This is a genomic window from Pacificoceanicola algae (assembly GCF_049341065.1).
Lineage (GTDB): Bacteria > Pseudomonadota > Alphaproteobacteria > Rhodobacterales > Rhodobacteraceae > Pacificoceanicola.
The window spans coordinates 69,328-91,059 of the sequence record NZ_JBMPIX010000015.1 but is presented as its reverse complement, the minus strand read 5'-3'; the positions used below and the strand labels follow the sequence as shown (position 1 = coordinate 91,059).

Annotated in this window: 20 protein-coding genes; 12 read left to right on the top strand and 8 right to left on the bottom strand. The window is 60.3% G+C overall.

Annotated features, from left to right (window positions below; genetic code table 11):
* Position 1: 1 nt before the first annotated feature.
* From ACOYQJ_RS18540 to ACOYQJ_RS18485, 12 genes are all read left to right on the top strand, one after another.
* The gene (locus tag ACOYQJ_RS18540) at positions 2-1,300 is read left to right on the top strand and encodes a TRAP transporter large permease (protein WP_422907493.1); all 1,299 of its coding nucleotides are present in this window, start codon (positions 2-4) and stop codon (positions 1,298-1,300) included.
* Positions 1,300-2,628, top strand: coding sequence for an amidase (locus tag ACOYQJ_RS18535; RefSeq protein ID WP_422907492.1), 1,329 nt, complete (start codon positions 1,300-1,302; stop codon positions 2,626-2,628). The genes ACOYQJ_RS18540 and ACOYQJ_RS18535 overlap by 1 nt, the downstream gene beginning before the upstream one ends.
* 316 nt (positions 2,629-2,944) lie before the next feature.
* Positions 2,945-3,526 carry a PALP domain-containing protein gene (locus ACOYQJ_RS18530; protein ID WP_422907491.1) on the top strand — a complete coding sequence of 194 codons (582 nt, stop codon included), beginning with the start codon at positions 2,945-2,947 and terminating at the stop codon, positions 3,524-3,526.
* Positions 3,523-4,428, top strand: a complete 906-nt coding sequence (locus ACOYQJ_RS18525) for an N-carbamoyl-D-amino-acid hydrolase (RefSeq protein WP_422907490.1) — start codon at positions 3,523-3,525, stop codon at positions 4,426-4,428. Before ACOYQJ_RS18530 ends, ACOYQJ_RS18525 begins: the two co-directional genes overlap by 4 nt.
* A gap of 218 nt (positions 4,429-4,646) precedes the next feature.
* The gene (locus tag ACOYQJ_RS18520) at positions 4,647-6,245 is read left to right on the top strand and encodes an ABC transporter substrate-binding protein (protein ID WP_422907489.1); all 1,599 of its coding nucleotides are present in this window, start codon (positions 4,647-4,649) and stop codon (positions 6,243-6,245) included.
* A gap of 60 nt (positions 6,246-6,305) precedes the next feature.
* Positions 6,306-7,259: an ABC transporter permease gene (locus ACOYQJ_RS18515; protein ID WP_422907488.1), complete on the top strand. Its 954-nt coding sequence runs from the start codon at positions 6,306-6,308 to the stop codon at positions 7,257-7,259.
* A gap of 1 nt (position 7,260) precedes the next feature.
* Positions 7,261-8,148, top strand: coding sequence for an ABC transporter permease (locus ACOYQJ_RS18510; RefSeq protein ID WP_422907487.1), 888 nt, complete (start codon positions 7,261-7,263; stop codon positions 8,146-8,148).
* Positions 8,135-9,172 (top strand): ABC transporter ATP-binding protein, encoded by a 1,038-nt coding sequence (locus tag ACOYQJ_RS18505; protein WP_422907486.1) that lies wholly within the window; start codon positions 8,135-8,137, stop codon positions 9,170-9,172. Before ACOYQJ_RS18510 ends, ACOYQJ_RS18505 begins: the two co-directional genes overlap by 14 nt.
* On the top strand, positions 9,169-10,149 hold the full coding sequence (locus ACOYQJ_RS18500; RefSeq protein WP_422907485.1) for an ABC transporter ATP-binding protein: 981 nt from the start codon (positions 9,169-9,171) through the stop codon (positions 10,147-10,149). The genes ACOYQJ_RS18505 and ACOYQJ_RS18500 overlap by 4 nt, the downstream gene beginning before the upstream one ends.
* The gene (locus tag ACOYQJ_RS18495) at positions 10,149-11,321 is read left to right on the top strand and encodes an amidase (protein ID WP_422907484.1); all 1,173 of its coding nucleotides are present in this window, start codon (positions 10,149-10,151) and stop codon (positions 11,319-11,321) included. The genes ACOYQJ_RS18500 and ACOYQJ_RS18495 overlap by 1 nt, the downstream gene beginning before the upstream one ends.
* Positions 11,318-11,782, top strand: a complete 465-nt coding sequence (locus ACOYQJ_RS18490; RefSeq protein ID WP_422907483.1) for a RidA family protein — start codon at positions 11,318-11,320, stop codon at positions 11,780-11,782. The genes ACOYQJ_RS18495 and ACOYQJ_RS18490 overlap by 4 nt, the downstream gene beginning before the upstream one ends.
* A gap of 72 nt (positions 11,783-11,854) precedes the next feature.
* Positions 11,855-12,595 carry an aspartate/glutamate racemase family protein gene (locus ACOYQJ_RS18485; RefSeq protein WP_422907482.1) on the top strand — a complete coding sequence of 247 codons (741 nt, stop codon included), beginning with the start codon at positions 11,855-11,857 and terminating at the stop codon, positions 12,593-12,595.
* A gap of 35 nt (positions 12,596-12,630) precedes the next feature.
* Here ACOYQJ_RS18485 and ACOYQJ_RS18480 read toward each other — a convergent pair whose 3' ends face one another.
* The 8 genes from ACOYQJ_RS18480 to ACOYQJ_RS18445 form a co-directional block, all read right to left on the bottom strand.
* A complete protein-coding gene (locus ACOYQJ_RS18480; protein ID WP_422907481.1) occupies positions 12,631-13,416 on the bottom strand; it encodes a hypothetical protein in 786 nt (261 codons plus the stop codon).
* A 1-nt stretch (position 13,417) separates the two neighbouring features.
* The gene (locus ACOYQJ_RS18475) at positions 13,418-13,774 is read right to left on the bottom strand and encodes a hypothetical protein (RefSeq protein WP_422907480.1); all 357 of its coding nucleotides are present in this window, start codon (positions 13,772-13,774) and stop codon (positions 13,418-13,420) included.
* Positions 13,775-13,836: 62 nt separating this feature from the next.
* On the bottom strand, positions 13,837-14,691 hold the full coding sequence (locus tag ACOYQJ_RS18470) for a dynamin family protein (RefSeq protein WP_422907479.1): 855 nt from the start codon (positions 14,689-14,691) through the stop codon (positions 13,837-13,839).
* Positions 14,688-16,757, bottom strand: a complete 2,070-nt coding sequence (locus tag ACOYQJ_RS18465) for a dynamin family protein (RefSeq protein WP_422907478.1) — start codon at positions 16,755-16,757, stop codon at positions 14,688-14,690. The genes ACOYQJ_RS18470 and ACOYQJ_RS18465 overlap by 4 nt, the downstream gene beginning before the upstream one ends.
* A gap of 48 nt (positions 16,758-16,805) precedes the next feature.
* Entirely contained in the window at positions 16,806-18,035 is a 1,230-nt protein-coding gene (locus tag ACOYQJ_RS18460) for a hypothetical protein (RefSeq protein WP_422907477.1), read from the bottom strand.
* An 11-nt stretch (positions 18,036-18,046) separates the two neighbouring features.
* The gene (locus ACOYQJ_RS18455) at positions 18,047-18,958 is read right to left on the bottom strand and encodes a PP2C family protein-serine/threonine phosphatase (protein ID WP_422907476.1); all 912 of its coding nucleotides are present in this window, start codon (positions 18,956-18,958) and stop codon (positions 18,047-18,049) included.
* Entirely contained in the window at positions 18,951-19,901 is a 951-nt protein-coding gene (locus ACOYQJ_RS18450) for an FHA domain-containing protein (RefSeq protein WP_422907475.1), read from the bottom strand. Before ACOYQJ_RS18450 ends, ACOYQJ_RS18455 begins: the two co-directional genes overlap by 8 nt.
* A gap of 15 nt (positions 19,902-19,916) precedes the next feature.
* Complete coding sequence (locus ACOYQJ_RS18445; protein ID WP_422907474.1) at positions 19,917-21,275, bottom strand: serine/threonine protein kinase; 1,359 nt, start codon at positions 21,273-21,275, stop codon at positions 19,917-19,919.
* Positions 21,276-21,732 lie beyond the last annotated feature (457 nt).

The following is a 21,732-nucleotide window of genomic DNA, read 5'->3' as shown; positions in this document are numbered from 1 at the left end:
GATGGGTATTTTCGACATTCTGGTGGGCTTTATCGTTATGATGGGTCTGCTGCTGGTGGGGCTGCCGGTTGCGACCATCATGGTTGCCATGGGCGTTGCCGGGGGAATGATCCTTTATGGGCCGGTTCTGCTAAAAAGCATGGGGCCTGTGCTTTGGGGCACTTCGAACGAACCGGTTCTGACCGCCATCCCGCTGTTTATCCTGCTCGGCGAACTTCTGCTGCGTTCGGGGCTTGCAGATCGCATGTATGGGGCGCTGGCGCTTTGGCTGGGGCGCCTGCCGGGCGGTCTTTTGCACACCAACATAGGCTGCTGCGCGCTGTTCGCCGCGACGTCGGGGTCTTCGGTTGCGACGGCGGCAACGGTGGGCACTGTCGCCTTGCCCGCCTTGACCGAGCGGAATTATCGCCCCTCGCGATCCTTGGGGTCGCTGGCAGCGGGTGGGACGCTGGGTATTCTCATTCCGCCCTCCGTAAACCTGCTGGTCTATGGATCCTTGGCCAGTGTCTCAGTCGGGCAGTTGTTCATTGCAGGCGTTATACCGGGCATCCTTTTGACGCTGCTGTTCATGGTGTTCATTGCCGTGCAGGATATCCTGTCTCATGGGGGCGCGCATGAACAGGTGCACGTGCCGCTGGAGGTCAAACTGCGAGCGCTCAAACATCTGGTGCCTGCAGCCGTGGTCTTTCTGATCGTCATGGGATCGATCTATCTTGGCATCGCCACCCCCACCGAAAGCGCCGCGCTGGCCGTGATCGTGGCGCTGATCTTTGTCGCCCTCGAAGGCAAGCTGAGCCTCGCCTTTCTGGACCTGTGTTTCCGCAAAACGGCCAAGACGACGGGCATGATTTTGCTGATCATTGTTGCCGCCTTCACGCTGAACGTGACCTTGGCGCTTGGCGGCATCACCGGTGTCATGTCGCGCTGGGTCGAAGGACTGGGTCTGACACCGGTCGAACTGCTGTTTGCGCTGATGGTGTTCTATCTCGTGTTGGGGATGTTCATGGATGTGTTGTCGATGCAGGTGCTGACCATCCCCATCGTGGTACCGATCATCGTCAGCGCGGGCATTGACCCGGTTTGGTTCGGCATTTTCGTGGTGCTGATGTGCGAGCTTGGCATGATCACCCCGCCTGTCGGCATGAACCTTTACGTCGTGCATGGCGTGCGTAGCGACAACGGACCTTTCACCGACGTGGTTGCAGGGGCGGTCCCCTACGCGGCGCTGATGTTGCTGTTCACTGCGGCGCTGATCTTTTGGCCCGCCATCGCCACTTGGCTGCCCGAGGCGGTATCTTGATGACCGTTGAATACGACGCAACCGATCTGATCGCGCAATTCAGCCGTGGGGAAAGCGATCCTGCAAAGGTCGCCGAGGCGCATCTTGATTGCATTGCGCAGCGCAACCCGGACCTCAACGCCTTGTCCGCTCGTTCGGACACCGTTCTCGACGAGGCGCGCGCCGCCCGCGATCGCTGGGCGCGCGGTGAACCGACGGGCCCATTGGATGGCGTGCCCGTGATCATCAAGGACAACCTTGTCTCTGCCGGGTTGCCGGCCGCTTGGGGAAATGCCGAACTGGCGGGAAGGATACCGGATCAGGACGAAGTGCCAGTGGCCGCATTGCGCCGGGCGGGGGCCATCATCATCGGCAAGGGAAACACCCCCGAATTCGCGGTCGAGGGCTATACCGGCAACGCGACCTTTGGAACCACAGGCAACCCCTTTGACGCAGCGCTAACGCCGGGCGGGTCTTCGGGCGGTGTCGTTGCGGCGGTGGCCGCAGGCATGGCGGTTGCGGGACTTGCCACCGATGGAGGCGGGTCCATTCGCAGGCCGGCTGGCTATACGGGTTTGTGGGGATTGAAGCCGGGCATTGGCAAAACCCGCCGAGGTGGCGGTTTGCCTCAGGTTCTGCTGGATTTCGAAACGGTGGGCCCGATCACCCGCTCAGCTCGCGATCTTGCCCTGTTTCAGACGGTGCTGACGGGCAAGTCGCATCAGGCTGAACATCGTTCCCTGCACATCCTTGCGGTGCCCCGTATCGAGGATGCCCCCTGCGATCCCGGAATTCGGGCGTTGTTTTCCACAACTGTCGACCGCTTGCGCAACCTTGGTCATTCGGTGACCGAAGGCAGCCTGCCGCTTGATCTTGCCCCACTGAACGAGGTGTGGGCGCAGATAGCCGAGATCGGACTTGCGCATTTGGCTTGGAGCGATCCGCCGGTCATGGCCCGTGCTGCGACCAAGTATCAACAGATGGCCGAGTGTGGCACAAAGGTTTCCGCGGTCACGCTGTACGAGGCGCTGACCCGCGTCTTCGCTTTGCGCGAAGCGGTGCGGGGCCTTTGGGGGTATGACGCCGTCCTCTTGCCCACTGCCGCCGCACCGCCATGGCCGGCAAGCGAGGCCTTTCCGAAAATCATCGACGGCGTGACCGCGGGTCCGCGCGGCCATGCCGTCTATACCGGCTGGGTCAATGCCGCAGGTCTTCCCGGCATGGCCTTCCCGGCCGGTGTTTCCGAAGGCCTGCCGGTCGGAATGCAGTTGATCGCGGATCATGGTGGCGAAGATCTTTTGCTTACTATCGCCACGACGCTCGATAATGGGCGGTACAAAACAGCCTGAGCAGGGGCGAACACAGGCCATCGACCTGTGCCAGACAAAAAGCGGTTGCCCGTCCGCTCGCGTTGAAACTGAAAGCGCTGCGCTGGGAATTCGAATGGCGATTTTGGGATTCCGGGGCGGTAGCTGGGCCAAATGCCTTTGCTCCTGGTAATCTGCACTCGCCGACTTTCCTGAGCGCCATGCGGTGCGATGCCAAAATTTTCGGCAGTCCGTCCGTCTTTCCGACTTTTTATGTCCCCGCGCCGCCAGCAGGCTTTCGCGCCGTCCGGAAATGGTCATCGCTACGTCTGATGCGATTTTGCGAAAGACTGTCCCCATGACCCGGTCAGATCATTTCCTGAACCCGATCACGCTCAATGGCCCCAATCCGCAGGGTTTCCGTGCGACCGTCAGTGATACAGGGATGCGCGCTGCCCGGGCTGTCATTTTCACCTGGCTGGGGTATGCGCCGACACCGCTGGTCGATTTGCCGGGGCAGGCAGAGCGTCTTGGGGTCGGCCGCATTCGGATCAAGGACGAGTCGCGCCGGTTTGGGCTGAAAAGCTTCAAAGCGCTGGGCGGTGCCTTGGACACGATCATGGCTGGCTTGGTCTGCGGCGGGCCATCGTTGATCGCCTGGCCGATACTTTCGGCAGGCGTCACCTCATTTCAAACAATTCCGGATAGCGCCGCCGCCGAGATGATGCGTCTGCTGGCCTCTGGTCACGCCGGGGCTCGACTGACCATCGGCGAAAGCGGCGTTGCGGGGGTGGCCGGGCTGGTGGCGGTGGCCCGCGATAGCGACCTGCGCGCAAAGCTTGACCACGATCTGACATCAGGCGTGCTCGTGTTTGGCAGCGAAGGCGACACGGACGCTGCACTCTATAAACGCCTGATCTCAAAGGAGACAGCCCTATGACCCGCATTCTACGCACCGCCGCCGCCCAACTTGGCCCTATCGCGCGCGATGAGCCGCGGGGCAGCGCCGTGGCCCGGATGATTGCATTGCTGGAGGCAGCGGATCACAAGGGGTGCGATCTTGTTGCCTTTCCGGAACTGGCGCTCACGACCTTCTTTCCCCGCTGGTTTCTTGAAGATCAGGCCGAGGTTGATGCCTTCTTTGAGACCGCGATGCCGAATGCCGCGACGCAGCCGTTGTTTGACCGCGCGCGCGAGTTGGGGATGGCATTTTCCTTTGGCTATGCTGAATTGACCGGCGGCTCACATTACAACACCGCGATAGTCGTCGACAAAGCGGGGACAATCGTGAACCGCTACCGCAAGGTCCATCTACCCGGCCATGACGATCACCAGCCGTGGCGCCCGTTCCAACATCTTGAAAAGCGGTATTTCACGCCCTCGATGGACGGGTTTTCAGCGTTCGAGACCCTTGGCGGAACGATTGGACAGGCGATCTGCAATGATCGTCGTTGGCCCGAGACCTATCGCGAGGTGGCCTTGCGTGGGGCTGAGATGATCCTGATTGGCTACAACACGCCCCGCCATTATCCGCCGGCCCCGGAACATGATCACCTTCAGGATTTCCACAACCACCTGAGCCTGCAAGCCGGGGCTTATGCCAACGGAATGTGGGTTGTCGGCGTGGCCAAAGCCGGGGTCGAGGAAGGCTGCGATCTGATCGGCGGATCTTGCATCGTGGCGCCCACCGGAGAAATCGTGGCGCAGGCCGCGACGCTTGGCGACGAACTGGTCATCGCCGATTGTGATCTGGACCGTTGCGCCGAGATCCGCTCCAACATCTTCGATTTCGCCCAGCACCGGCGCCCAGAGATGTATTCGCTGATCGCTGCCAAAGACTGACCCGCGATCCCGGCGCGGCGATTCGAACACCAAGCGCTTATTAATGGTGCAGGCGTCTGCCTACACGGGCGACATTTCAGCATCTACGTGGAAATGCCCACCGAAAGCAGGGCATCGGCATGCCGTCGTGCCGACAATCCTATGGCCAAAGGTCATCTTTAATCCATCGACGTCGCCGAACGAACAGGCGCGCGCCACAACAAGGGGATGACTCAATAATGACGTTAAGAACGAATTTTGCAGCGATCGCGATGGCAGTCGCCGTGGCTTGCGGCGGAGGGGCCTCAGCTGAGGGAACGCTCAGGGTTGGCATGACCGCAGCGGATATTCCGCTGACCACCGGACAGACCGATCAGGGCGGCGAGGGCATGCGCTTCATGGGCTACACGGTCTATGATGCGCTGATCAACTGGGACCTGACCAGCGCCGACAAACCGTCGGTTCTGATCCCGGGGCTGGCGACGGAATGGTCGGTAAATCCAGACGATCAGACCAAGTGGACGCTCAAGTTGCGCGAAGGGGTGACCTTTCACGATGGCAGCCCCTTTACCGCCGAGGTTGCCGTCTGGAACTTTGACAAGCTTCTGGTCGAGGACAGTGAACAATACGATCCGCGCCAGTCTGCTCAGGGCAAATCGCGCATTCCGGCCGTCGCCAGCTATTCGGCCATCGACGATTACACGCTGGAGATCGTCACCAAGACTCCTGACGCCACATTGCCCTACCAGCTTGCCTGGATCCTGATGTCGTCCAAGGCGAACTGGGAAGCCATGGACAAAAGTTGGGAAGCGGTTGCCGGATCTCCGTCTGGTACCGGTCCGTGGAAATTAGAAACCTTTGTGCCGCGCGAGCGCGCTGAATTGGTGCCGAACCCGGACTATTGGGACGAAACCCGTATCCCGAAACTGGACAAGATGGTGCTGATCCCGCTGCCGGAACCCAATGCGCGGTCTGCGGCCTTGCTGTCTGGTCAGGTCGACTGGATCGAAGCCCCCGCGCCCGACACCATTCCCGCGATGACCGGCAACGGCTTTGTGATCTCGTCGAACGCCTATCCGCATAACTGGACGTGGCACCTGTCGCGGGTCGAAGGGTCGCCCTGGAATGATATCCGCATTCGCAAAGCGGCCAACCTTGCCGTGGATCGTGAAGGTCTGAGCACGCTGCTGGGCGGATTGATGGTTCCAGCCGAAGGTTTCCTGCCGCCGGGTTCGCAGTGGTTCGGTGAGCCGACTTTCGAAGTGAAATTCGACCCCGAAGCCGCCAAGGCCCTGCTGGCCGAAGCAGGCTATGGCCCGGATAACCGTCTTGCGGTCAAAGCGCTGATTTCGCCCTCGGGCTCGGGCCAGATGTTGCCGCTGCCGATGAACGAGTACATCCAGCAAAACCTGGCTGATGTTGGCATTGATGTCGAGTTTGTGGTGGTCGAGTGGAACCAGATGATCAACCTGTGGCGTGCCGGGGCCGAAGATCCGGCGGCCGAAGGCGCGATGTCGATCAACTTTACCTACTTCATCCAGGATCCGTTTACCGGCCTGATCCGGCACCTGTCCTGCGATCTGATCGCGCCGAACGGGACCAACTGGGGGCATTACTGCGACCCCGAAATGGAAGAGCTGTTCAAGGCGATCCGCACCACCTTTGATCCGGTTGAACAGGATGCCGTGCTGAAAAAGACGCATGAGAAGTACGTCAACGACGCGCTGTTCCTGATGGTCACGCACGACGTGGCGCCGCGCGCCATGAGCCCGAAGGTCAAGGGCTTTGTGCAGGCACAGAACTGGTATCAAAACTTCTCGTCGATCTCGATGGAATAAGGAAAACAGCCTCCCGCGGGATCTGCTTCGGGGGGCTTTTACTGCAAGGATCAAATCCAAGTGTTCAATTATTTCCTTAGACGTCTGGTTCTTGTGTTGCCGGTGGCCTTCGGGGTCTCGGTCATTTGTTTTCTGCTGGTCCAGATCGCCCCGGGTGATCCGTTGACCGCGATCATGCCGGTTGATGCCACTGCCGAAGAACAGGCCGCGATGCGGGCGGTTTACGGGTTGGATCGACCCCTGCCGATCCAATATGCGCTGTGGATCGGCAATCTGATGCAAGGCGACATGGGCAAATCCATCGCCACCGGGCGCCCCGTTGCGGGCGAAGTGTTCGGCGCTGTACAGAACTCTCTTCTGCTGGCGGTCAGTGCGGCTGTGATCGCCTTTCCCATCGGCATTTGCCTGGGGTTTCTGGCTGGGTACTTCCGCGACACCCTGTTTGACCGGGCGGTGACAGCCGTATCGATCACCGGCGTTTCGGTGCCGAATTACTGGCTGGGCATCGTGCTGGTCATCATCTTTTCGGTGAACCTTGGCTGGTTGCCGTCGATGGGCGCCGGCCCTGGAGGATCGCAGGATTGGGCGTGGGATTGGCTGCACATGCGCCACCTCGTTCTGCCTGCCGTAACGCTTGCGGTGGTGCCCATCGGCATCGTCGCGCGGACCGTGCGGGCCCTGGCCGGCGACATTCTGACGATGGATTTCGTGCAGGCCCTGTATGCCAAGGGCATGAGCCGCGCCGATGTCCTGATTCATGTTGCCCGAAATGCCGCCGCGACCGCGCTTTCAGTGATGGGCCTGCAGCTTGGCTACCTTCTGGGCGGTTCGATCCTGATCGAGACGGTCTTCAACTGGCCCGGGTCAGGCTTTTTACTGTCCAATGCAATCTTCCAACGCGATCTGCCGTTGCTACAGGGGACGATCCTTGTGCTCGCGCTGTTCTTCGTGGGGATGAACCTGATTGTCGATGTGCTGCAAGCCGCCATCGACCCACGTATCAAGAGGTCCTGACATGGCACTGGCCGACATATCCGACCTGCCCGAAACGGCGGCGGGACGAAACCGAGGGTACTGGTCTGGCGTCGCGTCACGATTGGTGCGCGACCCGGTGGCCATGGTCTGCCTGACCATATTGCTGGCCCTTATCCTGTCGGCGATCTTTGCGCCGTGGCTGGGTCTTGCCGATCCCTACAAGGGGTCGATGATCGCGCGGCTCAAACCCGTCGGAACTGAGGGCCATATCCTTGGTACTGACGAGCAAGGCCGCGATATGCTGGCTCGTCTGATCTATGGCGGACGGCTGACCTTGTTCATCGGGCTGATGCCGGTGGTTTTCGCCTTTTTCATCGGCTCGGCACTAGGGATCGTTGCGGGGTATGTGGGAGGACTGACCAATACGATCATCATGCGCACGGTCGATGTGTTCTTTGCCTTTCCATCGGTTCTGCTGGCCATTGCAATCTCGGGGGCGCTGGGGGCGGGGATCGTCAACAGCATCGTGTCGTTGACCGTGGTCTTTATCCCACCAATCACCCGCGTGGCCGAGGCGGTCACTTCGGGCGTGCGGGCGCTGGACTATATCGACGCGGCGCGCGCCTCGGGCGGCAAGGCGCTGACGGTGATCCGGGTGCACGTGATCGGCAACGTCCTGTCGCCGATCTTTGTCTATGCGACGTCGCTGACCTCGGTGTGCATGATCTTGGCGGCTGGCCTGTCATTCCTTGGGATTGGCGTTAGGCCACCAGAGCCGGAATGGGGCCTGATGCTGAACACCCTGCGCTCGGCGATTTACGTCAATCCGTGGCTCTCGGCGCTGCCGGGGCTGATGATCTTTATCACCTCGCTTTGCCTCAATCTGCTCAGCGATGGCGTGAGGGGGGCAATGAATGTCCGCGATTGATCCACGCGACCGGGGCGGTCCGGCGCAACCCTTGCTGATCGTCAAACATCTCAAGAAATACTTTCCGATCCGAGGCGGTGTTCTGGGGCGCACTCAGGCGCTGGTTCAGGCGGTCGATGATGTCTCCTTTGAGGTCAAGAAGGGCGAAACGCTGGGGATCGTCGGCGAAAGCGGCTGCGGGAAATCCACAACCGCGCGGTTGCTGATCGGGTTGCTGCCCAAAGACGCGGGTGAGATCATCTTTGACGGCGAGGCGCTGGGCGGTGACCTGAGTTTGCGCGAATTGCGCCGGGGCGTGCAGATGGTGTTTCAGGACAGCTATGCCTCTTTGAACCCAAGGCTGACAATCGAGGAAAGTATCTCCTTTGGACCCGAGGTGCAGGGGCTGGACGATCCACGCGGGCGCGCGCGCGACCTGATGGAGCGTGTCGGGCTGAACCCTGACCGTTTCGCGCAGCGCTATCCGCATGAATTGTCCGGCGGCCAGCGACAGCGCGTCAATATTGCCCGAGCCTTGGCGATGTCTCCGAGGCTGGTGGTGCTCGACGAAGCCGTTTCGGCGCTCGACAAATCCGTAGAGGCACAGGTGCTGAACCTGTTGACCGATCTACGGCGCGACTTTGGCCTGACCTATATCTTCATCAGCCATGACCTGAATGTAGTGCGCTACATCTCGGACCGTATCTTGGTGATGTATCTGGGTGAAGTGGTGGAAATCGCGCCGGTCGACAGTATTTATGCCGAGCAGGCCCACCCTTACACGCGCTCTTTGTTTGCCGCGATGCCGTCCATGGACCCGGACAACCGCACCGAAGAACCGCCGCTTGCGGGCGATCCGCCGAACCCGATTGATCCGCCCAGGGGCTGCAGGTTCCACACCCGGTGCCGCTTTGCCGAAGACATCTGCAAGACCCATGCGCCCAAGCTGAAGAGCCTGCCCGGAAATCCTGCACATTTCGCCGCCTGTCACATTCATGACCCGGAGTCAAAACACTCCGTAACGGCACTGGAGGCCGCAGAATGAGCGAAAAACTTGTCGACATCCAAGGCCTCAATGTCCGTTTCACGGGCGAGCGCACCGTGCATGCGATAAATGATCTGTCCCTGACGATGGAGCAGGGCGAAACGCTGGCGCTGTTGGGAGAAAGCGGGTCGGGTAAGAGCGTGACGCTCAAGACGCTGCTTGGGCTCTTGCCGCCCAAACGCAGCCAGATCGACGGCAGTATCGCGGTGAACGGCACCGATGTTCTGACACTGTCGGGCAAGGTGTTACAAAGCTATCGCGGCGGCGAGGTCTCCATGGTGTTTCAGGAGCCAGCTTTGGCGCTTGATCCCGTCTATACGGTGGGCGCGCAGATTGCCGAAGCCGTCGTGCGTCACAAGGGGGTGACCAAGGCCGAGGCGATGAAGACCGCACTGGAGATGCTCGAGCGGGTGCGTATTCCGTCGCCCGAAAGGCGTCTCAAGAACTATCCACATGAATTGTCAGGAGGTATGCGGCAACGGGTCATGATTGCGCTGGCGCTGGCTTGCCGACCGCGTTTGCTTTTGGCGGATGAACCGACCACCGCGCTGGATGCGACGGTGCAGATTCAGATCCTACTGCTTTTGCGCGAACTTCAACGCGAATTCGGCATGGGGGTGATCTTTGTCACCCATGACATCGGCGTCGCCGTCGAAATCTCCGAGCGGATCGCTGTGATGTACGCCGGGTCCATCGTCGAAGAAGGCACCACACGGCAGATCATCAAGGATCCTCGACATCCCTATACGCGTGGTCTGCTGGCCGCGAACTTGCACGACGTGGCGCGTGGAGCCCGGCTAGAGGCGATCCCCGGCGCGCCGCCTCCGCTGGAAACCCGCCCCGAGGCGTGTTCCTTTGCACCTCGCTGCGCCAGCGCCTCGGCGGCCTGCCGAGCGGGTTTGCCGCCAATGGTCGATCTCGGGCCGCGCCGCCGCGTGGCATGCGTGCTGGAATCCACGGTTGAGGCGGCCGAATAATGCTGCTTGGTGAAGACCCCGTTCGTGCGTTCATGCCCTACGAGCCTGTTGCCGTTCCCAATGCCTCTGATGGGCCTCTTGCGGGCCTGACACTGGCGGTAAAGGATATTTTTGACGTCGCTGGATACCGCACCGGCTGTGGTTGCCCGCTGAAGCTGGCCGCCAGTCCAATCGCAAAGTTGACGGCACATGCGCCGCAGATGATGCTTGATGCCGGCGCGCGCTTTGTCGGCAAGACGCATACCGACGAACTGGCTTGGTCGATGTACGGTATGAACGCCCATTTTGGGACACCGATCAATGCCGCCGCGCCCAACCGCATTCCGGGCGGCTCCTCCTCTGGCTCGGCGGCGGCTGTCGCGGCCGGGCTGGCCGACATTGCGCTGGGCACCGATACCGGCGGTTCGGTCCGTGCACCCGCCAGTTTTTTTGGACTTTGGGGGTTGCGCCCGACGCATGGACGTATCGCGCTGGACGGCTGCATGGAGCTTGCGGCCAGCTACGATACCTGCGGCCTGTTCGCCCGCGATCCTGCGGCCTTTGAAGCCGCTGCAAAGGTGCTTCTTGGGCCTGATCCACGGCCATTGCCTGACAGGCCAGAGTATCTGGCACCAACAGACATGCTGTCCTTGCTTGGCACCGAAGCCCGGTCTGCCTGCGAAGATGCCTTCGCAGGTCTGTCAACCAGCCCCGTCGAAGTCTATCCAGACGGGGTACAGGCCGCTTATGCCGCCTTTCTGACGACGGTGGGCGCCGACGCTGCGCGCGGCGTCCTTCCCTTTATCAAGGCAACCGCCATGCCTTTGGTGCGCGGAATTGCTGAACGTGCTGCCGCCGCCGCAGCTCTGTCCCCAGAAGAAATCAGCGATGCCAATGCCGTGCGCGATGCGTTTCGCGGCTATATCAACGCAGTTCTGGGTACCAGCGGCGTGCTTCTTGTCCCAGCCGCGCACGATGCACCGTTTCGTCTGGATGCCGGCGTTGAAGTGTTCGATGGTTTCCGCCACGAGGCCCAGCGCTTGCTCTGCGTTGCAGGCCTCGCCGGATTGCCTCAGGTCGTGATGCCCGCCGGCATGGTGGACGGCGCGCCTTTTGGGGTCTCGTTGATTGGACCGGCCGGATCGGACCTGTCACTGATTGGCCTCGCCCGCCAGATGAAAGCCGCAGCATGAGCCAAATCGAAAACCGCCTGTCCGAACTTGGTCTCGCACTTCCGCCCTCGGCGCCGTCGCGTGCGTTGTTCCTGCCGGGCAAAATCACCGGCAATCTGTTGTTTCTGTCAGGCCAGATTTGCGAATGGGAGGGCGTGCCAAAATACTTTGGCCCGGTAGGCGAAGATTTTGACATGGACGAAGGGCAGGCTGCCGCGCGCATGTGCGCATTGAACCTTTTGTACTCGATCCGTGCCGTGGCAGGATCGCTTGACCGGGTGTCACAGATCGTGCGGCTTGGCGGCTTTGTGGCGGCGCCTCCGGGCTATGGCGATGGCCCGATGATCGTCAACGGCGCATCGCAATTGTTCATTGACCTGTGGGGGGATGCGGGTCGCCACGCCCGCACCGCCGTCAACGTTGCGTCGTTGCCTGCCAATGCCTTGGTCGAAATCGAAATGACGGTCGAATTGAACTCGTAAGGCTGGTATCTGGCACAATGTGGCCTTTGGCCGATGCGGGTGTCCCCAAGTATCTTTAACCGGAATTCGATCATGAAGCTTCTGATTGCCAACCCGAACATGTCCCAAACGATGACCGCGCTGATGGTGGCCGAGGCGCGCGCCACCTGCCGTCATGGAACCGAGATCACCGGAGTCACCGCGGGTTTTGGCGTGCCTTACATTGGGACCCGAAGTGAAATGGCCATTGCAGGGCACGCTTTGCTTGAGCTTCTCGCACAGCAAGGGCCTGGCCATGACGCGGTGGTGATCGGGGCCTTCTGCCACGGTTTTGTTGCCGCCGCGAAGGAGCTTTTGTCCGTTCCTGTTGTGGGCCTTGCCGAGGCAGGGATGCGCAGCGCGCAGATATTTGGCCGACGTGTCGGCATCCTTGGGGTAGGTGATCCCGAGCGGGGCTCGAACGAAGATATCATCTTTGATTTGGATATGCGGGACGAGATCGCGGGTATCCGGCTGCTGTCTTTGCCCGGGCACACAATTGCCGAAGATCAAGCCGCCGTTGAGGCCGAGGCGCTGCGCCAAGGTCAGACGCTGGTGACTGAAGACAAGGCTGACGTGATCGTTCTGGGAGGCGCGGCCTTGGCAGGACTAGCAGGGCAGATCGCACCGCATCTGCCGGTCCCGCTGATCACGCCGCTGCCCTATGCCGTTGCCTTGGCCGAGGCGGCGGTGCTGACCGCATGGAAGGCGCCCACTGCAGGTGCCTACAAGCCGCCCGGGCCAAAACCGACATCGGGTCTTGGGCCTGATCTTGGGAAGGTTTTTGACGGCTGATTCACCTAATGAAAGGCGCGGCTCTGCCGTGATGTTCAATCGGTGCCGATCTTCGTCTTGTGGCAAGCGGCGGCAATCTGCGCAGCAGCATTGCGCGTGACAATGACGGCGACAGGATCACCTTCTGCCAAGGTCAGGCAACCGGCGAAATGTGCGTCCAGTTCCAGAATCAGCAAGGAGCCTTCTTCAATTAGTGGTTGGAGTCTTTGCCTGCTCACGTAGGGCTCTATAGTGGCGATTAAGGCATCAGTGTTGGGCGGTCCCGACGCCGAGAAACGCCATCCATCGAGCTTTGAAAAGCTGGCGACCATCGCGTTCCCGGCAAGTTTGACCATAGTCGGCAAGTCAACAACCGGGGTGGCGATTGCTGAATCAAGGCCAAGGGCTGCCTGAAGTTGGCGAACCGAGATGCCCGATACAGCGGCCTCTGCTGCCATGTCCAAAGGTTGGGCCGTTACCGAAACATGCTGGCACCCATCGCAAAGGGCGATCAAGATTTCCGCCACACCGGCACAATGTTCGGTGTCAGAGCCAAAAAGACGGGTGGCAATCAAATCCGATCTGATGTCGCCCAGTGCGAGCCCCTCAAGCCTGGAAATGCTCAGAAGTCTGCGCTCTGATGCGTCCAAAGTGACGTTGATCGTGCCATCCGCGACAATGCTCAGCCGTCGCGCCATCACACAGGTGTCGATCTGGTCTAGCAGGAAGCCAAGCGCGTCTTTGGACGAATTGGGGCGCAATTCCCGCCGGGGCAAAATGCCGTTGGCGGCCACGCCCGACAGAACGGCGCGAAGTCCGGATGAAGGTTGAGCAGAGGTCATATCACTCACCTACAGCCTCACTGTCCGCCGTTTCCAGCAAGGCCCGCGCGGCTTCTGAAACGCCTGACAGGTCTGCGCCGGGCGCAAAGACGCCGCAAAGCACCTCGGGCACCCCGTGGTTCGCCCGAACAAAGACGGTGCACCCGGTTGGCCCGGTTAGAAAGGCCACGGAAATCCCCTTGCTGGCCTCTGCCGCAAAGATCGTGCTTGCCGCGGTGCAAAGACGATCAAGGTGTTCCTGACCCAGCTTGATGGCACTGTCCGACGCAAGGATTGTCATGGTCGAGATGTCGGCAAGCATCACCACCTCGCAACCTGCGAAGCGCGATCTGAATTTGCCAAAGTCGTCGTTGGTCATGAAGCGGGCCTTCCTGCTTCTTCATGACCTCAGACCCGTTAAGATCGGCTTACTGCGCGAGCCTATATGGCGGATCGGGCCTCGGGACGGGCATGATTTTTTTCCGAAGGGTCGCGGACAATGCGGCGCGGCACGATTTTCCCGGACCCGAGATTGGAAACCTCCTTAGGCTGTGCGGCTGGCGGTGCCGGTTGCGGCATGTCTTCGACCGCGCGAAGATCGGGCGTTGCTTCTCCTTCGAACCGTTCGAACACTTCGACCATCCGTTCGACAAGATCGCTTGCGCCCGTCTGGTTCAAAACCTCGGGATTGTCGCGGCCCTGAAGGGCGGGCAAGAGCGCGATCGGCAGCACGTCGTAGAACATCCCTTCGACCGAACGCGACACCCGCTGCAAGACGCGCGCCTTGTCACGATCACTCAGCACCTTGTCCATCCGGGTTATCAGCAACAGGCTGTTTTCCCAAAGGTGAGGCGGCATGAGTTCCCAAATCGCCGCTTCGGATTGCCTCCAGGCTTGGGTGGCAGGCGTGCACCAGATCACGAAGTCGATCTGCGGCAGGAAGCTTTCCCAATAATCGGCCGCCATATTCGGGTCAGAGGTTCCGGGCATATCGATCAGATCGCAAGCCTCGAGCAGGCTGGTGGTGGCGGAAATCGAGATCATCGATGTGTTGTCGGGCGTGGCCCCGCGCAAGTTTTCCAAGTCAATCGTTTCGCGTGAGCCATCGGGCAACACACGGTATGTGTCCGCCTCGCCATAGCTATACCAGATAGGGGGTAGCTGGGTCGCAGTTGCCTGAACCGGGGAAATATCCCGGCCCAGCAATAGGTTGGCAAGGGTGCTCTTGCCGGCGCTGAATTCGCCCATGAGCGCCAAACGAGGTTTGCGCGGCGCGCTCTGAAGGTCATCTTTCATTCTGAACTCCCCATGTGTGAGGTCGGCGTTGGTGTTAAAGCGTATTCGTCGAGATGCAGCGGGATGCGGGGTTGCCCTGCGGTGTCGCCGATCTGGCAAGGCGCTTCCGCAGCGGGCTTATCCTTATCGAAAAGCCCGTCCAGAAGGGCGCGCTGCGAGGCAATGAAGTCGCGCAGTTCGGCACGTATCGCCACCGAGTAACTGTCAGCGTTCTGTCTCCGCAGAGCTGTGACGACGGGCGAGGTTTCTTCGTAGATCAAGTTGGCAAAATCATTGCACAGCGCCTGATGGCCCCGCCGTCTGCGCCAGAACCGCGTCCACCAGCTGCCGCGCAAGTCCAGCGCGATCGTCTGACCAAGCGCGATCGGTGGGCTGGCTGTTGGCAAAGGCGGCGCTACGATGGTCGGTGCCCGGCCGCTTTGACCAAGACAGTCTTGGTAAAGCGCGGTGATGTGCATTGCAGTTGTGGCCAGCGCATCGCTGCCTGCCTCTGTCGCGGACTTCACGAAAACCCGGTAGGCCGTGCGCAGCAACATGCGCAATCCAACCGGATCGTATGTCCAAATCGCCTCTTCGCCATAGAGTTCCAGATGTTTGACAAGCGAGGCGGTCGCGCGACCCAGAAAGGTCTGATGGGCGTTTTCGATCCGCGTTAAAAAGGCCGTGTGGGCCTGCGACAGACGGGCGTCCAAAGCCGTTGTGACATTGGTTTCGATGTCGTGGAGGCGGGCCGCCAGCTCGCTTTGGGACAGTCGTGCCGCCCGCGTGCCGTCCGGCTGGACCTCAGTGATCGCATCGCTGATCACGAGATTTGCCCGCAGGTTGCTTTTGGCCGCGTCCAGCCGTTCGATCAGACGTGCTCCAACTCCGTTTTCAATCCGCTCTGATATGGCATCGCCAAGCGCGGGAAGCCCGGAAAGATGCCAGACCATTTCTTGCGGAGCGAGCTTTATAAGGTTTTCGTCAAGTTGCGCCTCGGCCCAGGCCAAAAGCGCCTCGGCACTGTCTTCGCCCATTTCGTGACAGGTGTTGGCGATGGCATGACTGGCCCAGAAACCGCTGCCAAAGATGATCTGGGCGTCCCTCGGGCCGTCAAACTTCTTCAGCGTGTCCAAAATGCTTTGACGGATTTCAGGCATCTCGCGGACCGGGTCAGTCAATTCGTCGATCCGGTTCACAAAGATGATGATATCGCGCGATTTGACGTTTGCGATCAGCCGGATAAGTCCAAGGTCCACCGATGACAGGGCCTGCTGCGCCGACAGCACCATCACACACAGCTTTGCGCCGCGCAGCGCATTGATGGTGATCTGCTCGCGGATCATGAAGGTGTCGTTGACGCCGGGCGTGTCTTGAATACACAGGCCGACGGGCAGGGATTGTTGGCCAAACCAGAGGTCCGCCGATTTGGTGATGTCGGCAAAGCGGCCTTGATCGAAACTGCCGTCCGCCTCTTCCCAGAAATCGTCGCCAAGGCAGACGTAGCGCTGGATCAGGGTTTCATCGAAGGTTTCATAATCGTGAGACTGCCCCAGCAACATGCTGAATCGGCGGCCAAGCCGGGCCTGCGATTTCTCGCGCATCTCGTCCAACTGTTTGCGGACTTTCTCAAGCTCGTCCTCGGCGCCCGCGCGGTTGGCCAATTCACCTACACGCCCACCGCGTGTGATCAGGCGATCCCATTCTTCATTGCTGAAGAACCGGAAGGACGAGCGGCGCTCGTTGGGTTTGAGGTTTGGCTGCATGTGCAGCGAGGTCACCACCGAGGTCCAGGGGTTCACATCTGCTGGCAACAGATCGGGCCAGCCAGCCATCGCGTTCACCAGCGTTGTCTTGCCTGCCTTGACCTGCCCGACCATGGTGATGTTCGGCTCAAAATCGCGGATCTGGCGGCGCAGCTTGCGCACACTCGCCGCGATGGCCGGATCTGCGTCGGTGCTGATATCGGTCAGATCAGCCTCCAGATCATCCAGTCGATCGGCCAGATCCTCAAGGCCTTTGAACGCGTTCAGCGCACCGGTCTGCTCAAACTCGGTATAATCGGAAATGTCGTCACTGCGGGTCATGTCCCGTGCCTCATTTTCTTTTTTTGTTCCGAGGGCCTGCCAATGGCATCATGCCGCCAGCTTGACCTCGATCTCTTGGCGAAGCTGCAAAAGGAGCATTGCCAGGTCTTCCAGTTGGTCGGCCCCGCCCTCGATCCGCATCAAAAGCGCGAGGTCGCGCGCCTCAAGGATGTCGCCGCATAGTTGGGGCCAAGCGGATTCGAGCACGTCCTGATCGCAGACCCGGTCCGCAAGGGTTTCAAAGATCGCTTCGATCTCGCTCAGGGTTTGATCGACGTCCATCTGAGCGTTCGGGCCTGTGGGCAGAGATCGGCGCAGATCGTCCGCCGATTGCCGGACAAACTGAAAGACCCGGGCAAGCGCGACATGCGCCTCGGCCTTGTCCGCCTTATCCTGCTTGGCTTGGTCCGGGCCTTGCGCTTCCATGGCTGGATGAGCCACGACATTGGAAGGCGGCGTTGCCTCGGGCACTTCGGGCGGTGCCTCAGCCTCGGGAACGGCCAGCACCTCTCTGCGCGGCTCATACCGGTGCAAGAACAATTCGGCGGCGAGCATGTCCTGTGTGGTCGCCTCGTGAATGGTGCTGGTCAGATGCGACAGTAGGGCAGTCGCCGATTTGTCGTTGTTGACGCTTGGAACGACTCGTGAATTTTGCGACAAGTCCAGGCTCAGAACGGTCTGAAAAAGCTGGAGATTGACGGCGCGCTTTGCCCGAGCACCTGCATCGTCATGATGGCCTGTCAGAACCAGAATGGCGTGGTTGTGCAATGTCTCGGGCGCGGCGGACCATATCTGGTGTTCAAAATCCGTCCATTGACGGGAACACCAGATTGACACGTCCACCCGGGCAGAGGCCCAAGCCAGCGCTGCCGTCAGGTCGGACGGTGTCGGATCGGCGGCAACCAGCAGTACGTCGCAGTCAGGCATTTGGCGTGTCGGTGTCTGAACCTTCAGGAAGACCGGCATCAGATCGGCGATTTCGCGGCTTGGATAGCCCCGCGCGTTGACGGCCCCACCGTCGGGCAAGACGGCCTCGGTTTCTGCAATCGCGCCATGCGTCAGCTCAAAAGTGGGCAAGAGCAGGCCTGGATCTGCGATGGTTTCGCCAAACAGCACGTTCAGAATGTGCCGTTTGCCCGCATCAGGCAGACCAAACAGGCCAAGCCGGACCGGGCTTTGCAGCTTTTTGATCAGCGACGCGCAGACGGTCTGAGCCTTGGACGACAAATCGGCCGTCGAGGTCGCCCTGAGCCGCGCGAGAACGTCGGCTTTATTCATGGCAGGACCGGTCATGACCCGACGTGCCGTGTCTTGGGCCGGAAGGCCTGCCCCAGAGAGGTCATCACGCGCGTGTACCGCTCGTCGGTTGCGGTCGAGATGTCGCGTGCAAAATTGCTCAGGGCGCTACGATGCTTGTGGGCCTGATCTTGCATTTTGATCACCACAACCGACGTGTTGTCTTGGTCCGGAGAACCAACACTGTGCACGGCATTCATCAGTTCCCGCGCGATCTGCTGACTGTCCTTGTGCCTGTAGCGGCGGGTCAGCGCGAGGATGCCTTCGTCGGGCAGGGTGTTGATGCCATCGCTGGCGAGGATGATGATGTCACCGGCCATCAAGGGTGTCGGCGTCAGGGGGCAATCGACCTTGTGAATGTCTGCGCCGGTGACTGCCGAAGTCAAGCAATTCCTTTGTGGGTGATTGCGACCTTCTTCGTCGTCAATCAGGCCCTCGCGTACCATCATGTCGATCTGCGGCGCCATCGAGTGATCTTCGTTCAGCCGCCGCAACGTCTTGTCGCGATAGAGGTAAAGCGGGCTGTCTCCCACGGAAATCCAGTGCAACTGCCCGCCAACGACCGCGACCGAGACAAGCGTGCCGCCGGACGTATCGCTGAGAACACCGGCCTTGGCCTGATTGCGCAGCTTCCGGTTGGCGACCGAAAGGGCGTGCTGAAAGGTCGTCGGCGCATCGTGCAAAAGCGCGTCGGGCCGGGCGGCGGAAAAGAACAGCTCGCCAAACATTTCACCGGCAATGACGCGACTGGCGAGATCGCCATCCTCATGGCCGCCCATGCCGTCAGACAGTACCGCTAGCCCCAGCCGCGCCCCTTGCGAGAAATCAGCGATAACCGCATCTTCCTGGCGGGTGCGCTGGCCAATATCCATCTTGGCTGTGGCATCTGTCGCCAGTTCAGTCATCACGCGTTCCGTCCGCGTCAGCCTCTTCGGACCACGAGAAAGCTTCGCCGCAGAATTCGACAAAGCGCAGGACGGTCTTGCCGATCTTGATCATGTCGCCATCCGAGAGTTCCTCGGTCGTCAGCAGGGGTTTGTTGTTCAGGCGCACGATATTGGACTTGCCACCGTGGCCGACATAGGTGCGCTTTTCCTCGGGGTCGTAGGCGATCGAGGCGTGCCTTTCGCGGGAAATGCTCGTGTCGCCATAGTCCAAGGCCACAGTCTGATCCGCATCGCGGCCAATGGTCGACAGGCCCGCAGTCAGAGTAAATGATGCACCGCGCCCGGGGCCTTCGACGACCACGAGCCAGCCAATCGGGAAGAAAGGCGTAGCGGCGCTGGTCTTGACGGCTTCGGCGTCAAAAACATCCGCGCCCACGTCCGGCGCGTGAAAGCCCAGAAGGCGGGTCTTGACCCGTTCAGAGGAGGCGCGTCGCGGCGCTGCCTGTACAGGCTGCTTGGCTTGGGTCGGGACAGGGGGGGCGGCCGGTACGGGCTTGGGGGTCTCGGGCGCGTTGTTGACAGCCTGAATCACACGCGGTGCAACATCCTCGATGTCCGGTTGCAGATCCCATATCTTGGGGGCAGGGCCAGCGGTTGGCGTGGCTTTGGCCTCAGGCGCGGCGGAAACAGGTTCCGCCAGTTTGGCCTCGGGAAGGCCTGCCTGAGCTTCAGACGATTTCGACCAATCCGGTTGATCATGGATTTTCGGCCGGACGGGTTTGGGCACATGGTTACGAGCCTCGCGCGCGGCATCAAGGAAGATGTCCCGTTTGAAATCCGGCTGGTCATGGGCGCGCGGCGGTTCTGGTGGCGCAACGCTGTCCTGTACTACCGTTTCGGGTTCAGTGCCCGAGCCGAGCGACGGGCGACGGCGCACAATTACATCTCTGAGGTTTCTCATCTGCTCATTCCAAATTTAAAGGGGTTGCATGTTTTGCGTGTCGCGCCGCTTCCGGCCTGACCACGGAAGCAGAGCCGCCAGCGAAAACCGCTTGCGCGGTGCAGAGGCTGCGGACATCGCGGCGATGGCCTGTTCCTCCAACTCGACTTCGTCCTCTGTCTTCTCGTCCCAAGGGTCCTCTGCGTCGGCCATGTCCTCTTCCCAATCCTCGTCGAGATCGTCTTCGTCATCCTCTTCGGGGAGCTCTTCTGTCAGGATCGCCCAGTATTCACGCTCGGCTATTGCGGCGGGGTCTTCTGGTGGTTCAGGGGGCGGTTGAATGGCGATTTCAAGCGCGCGGGCCTCTTCTTCCTTGATGGCCTGGTGATTTTCTTCGACGAGGGCAGCGATCTTCAGCTCGATCTGTTTTTCTTCACGGACTGTCGGAACCTGTACTGGCTGACGGTGGCCCTCTTCGATGATTTGCAACCAAACCTCGGCGCTCTCGATGCGGTCTCTGGAAAACAGGCTCAGGCACTGATCTATCGTTTCCAGAAGCAGCGGATCGTAGTCCGGATATTTGCCAGTCAGATGTTCCAGCGGGTCCGGATTGTTTTCCGCCACGGCGGCCAGACGCAGGTTGCTGTTGGGCGGCGGAAAGCCAGTAATCATGTGGTAGAAGGTTGCCGCCAGAGCATAAAGATCACTGGATGGGCATTGCATGCTGCCAGCAAGGTAAAACTCTTGCGGTGAATACCCGTCCTTGACCGTGTGGACCCGCGACAGGATGCGGCTAGCACGGGTTGCGCCCTCTCGCGCGGCGCCAAAGTCGATCAGGATCGGAGTATTCTCATGGTCCAGCAGAATGTTGTCGGGCGAGATGTCCCGGTGCAGGATGCCGTTGGAATGAACATAGCTGAGCGCGGCCAAAAGCTCGCGCAGGAAGATCTTGATCTGTTCGGGACCCAGAAGTTCAGGCTTTTGTTCGATCACATCCAGCAGATCGAGACCTTCGACATAGTCGAGCGCCATGTAGGTCGTGCCGTTGTCTTTGAAAATCTGGTGCACGCCCACCACGTTGGGGTGCTGGATGTGGGCCAGCGCCCGCGCCTCCTTTTCGAACAGTTCCAGAATGCGTTCGAAATCCGTCTGGAACGAACGGGACCGCACGCGCACAAAGTCGCCGGAACGGCAGCACATTGAATTGGGAAAGCACTCTTTGATCACGACCTTGCGTCCGAGGCTGTCAAACGCAAGATAGGTGACGCCAAAGCCACCCGAGTTGAGAAACTTCTCAATTGTGTACTGGCCATAGCACAGTTGTGTTCTGGGTGGCAGCTCGTCGCCGACAGAATGTGGCAGGTCGGCCAACTGCTCTTGCGTTGTAGTGTTCACAGCGCTCGCTCCTCTGGACCGCAGAGCAATCTTGTTTGTGTCGGTTGTTTCGTTTGACCCACAACACAATGCGGCCTCGGCGCGGAGGTGTTGCAAAGATGGCAGGAATGCGCCCTTCGTTCTCATTGCGTAGAAAATTTTCCGAAGTTTGGTGCGGTACCGGCTGCCACGCCGTTGCGGGTAAGAATGCGGTGCTTGTGCAACGCATGGCCGACGTCAGTCTTCGGGTCTATGGCGTAACATTCTGACTTATGCGAGACTTTGAATGGCGCCCTTATGCGCCTGACTGAAACCAGAAAGCCTTGACCCCATTGATCGAAAGCGAAACAAATGCCGGTGAATTCTGATTCTGAACTGATTGGTTCAGAAAGTCGCGGCGCAAGTGTTGTTTTGACAGCCCTTCGTGGCGGCGCTACCAAGTATTCAGAAAATTGAGTGTGAGGCATGGAGAAACGCG

Excerpts from the sequence above, each read along its gene's own strand:
- ACOYQJ_RS18540 (WP_422907493.1), top strand. The coding sequence starts at position 2 with ATGGGTATTTTCGACATTCTGGTGGGCTTTATCGTTATGATGGGTCTG.
- ACOYQJ_RS18535 (WP_422907492.1), top strand. The coding sequence starts at position 1,300 with ATGACCGTTGAATACGACGCAACCGATCTGATCGCGCAATTCAGCCGT.
- ACOYQJ_RS18530 (WP_422907491.1), top strand. The coding sequence starts at position 2,945 with ATGACCCGGTCAGATCATTTCCTGAACCCGATCACGCTCAATGGCCCC.
- ACOYQJ_RS18525 (WP_422907490.1), top strand. The coding sequence starts at position 3,523 with ATGACCCGCATTCTACGCACCGCCGCCGCCCAACTTGGCCCTATCGCG.
- ACOYQJ_RS18520 (WP_422907489.1), top strand. The coding sequence starts at position 4,647 with ATGACGTTAAGAACGAATTTTGCAGCGATCGCGATGGCAGTCGCCGTG.
- ACOYQJ_RS18510 (WP_422907487.1), top strand. The coding sequence starts at position 7,261 with ATGGCACTGGCCGACATATCCGACCTGCCCGAAACGGCGGCGGGACGA.
- ACOYQJ_RS18505 (WP_422907486.1), top strand. The coding sequence starts at position 8,135 with ATGTCCGCGATTGATCCACGCGACCGGGGCGGTCCGGCGCAACCCTTG.
- ACOYQJ_RS18500 (WP_422907485.1), top strand. The coding sequence starts at position 9,169 with ATGAGCGAAAAACTTGTCGACATCCAAGGCCTCAATGTCCGTTTCACG.
- ACOYQJ_RS18495 (WP_422907484.1), top strand. The coding sequence starts at position 10,149 with ATGCTGCTTGGTGAAGACCCCGTTCGTGCGTTCATGCCCTACGAGCCT.
- ACOYQJ_RS18490 (WP_422907483.1), top strand. The coding sequence starts at position 11,318 with ATGAGCCAAATCGAAAACCGCCTGTCCGAACTTGGTCTCGCACTTCCG.
- ACOYQJ_RS18485 (WP_422907482.1), top strand. The coding sequence starts at position 11,855 with ATGAAGCTTCTGATTGCCAACCCGAACATGTCCCAAACGATGACCGCG.
- ACOYQJ_RS18480 (WP_422907481.1), bottom strand. The coding sequence starts at position 13,416 with ATGACCTCTGCTCAACCTTCATCCGGACTTCGCGCCGTTCTGTCGGGC.
- ACOYQJ_RS18475 (WP_422907480.1), bottom strand. The coding sequence starts at position 13,774 with ATGACCAACGACGACTTTGGCAAATTCAGATCGCGCTTCGCAGGTTGC.
- ACOYQJ_RS18470 (WP_422907479.1), bottom strand. The coding sequence starts at position 14,691 with ATGAAAGATGACCTTCAGAGCGCGCCGCGCAAACCTCGTTTGGCGCTC.
- ACOYQJ_RS18465 (WP_422907478.1), bottom strand. The coding sequence starts at position 16,757 with ATGACCCGCAGTGACGACATTTCCGATTATACCGAGTTTGAGCAGACC.
- ACOYQJ_RS18460 (WP_422907477.1), bottom strand. The coding sequence starts at position 18,035 with ATGAATAAAGCCGACGTTCTCGCGCGGCTCAGGGCGACCTCGACGGCC.
- ACOYQJ_RS18455 (WP_422907476.1), bottom strand. The coding sequence starts at position 18,958 with ATGACTGAACTGGCGACAGATGCCACAGCCAAGATGGATATTGGCCAG.
- ACOYQJ_RS18450 (WP_422907475.1), bottom strand. The coding sequence starts at position 19,901 with ATGAGAAACCTCAGAGATGTAATTGTGCGCCGTCGCCCGTCGCTCGGC.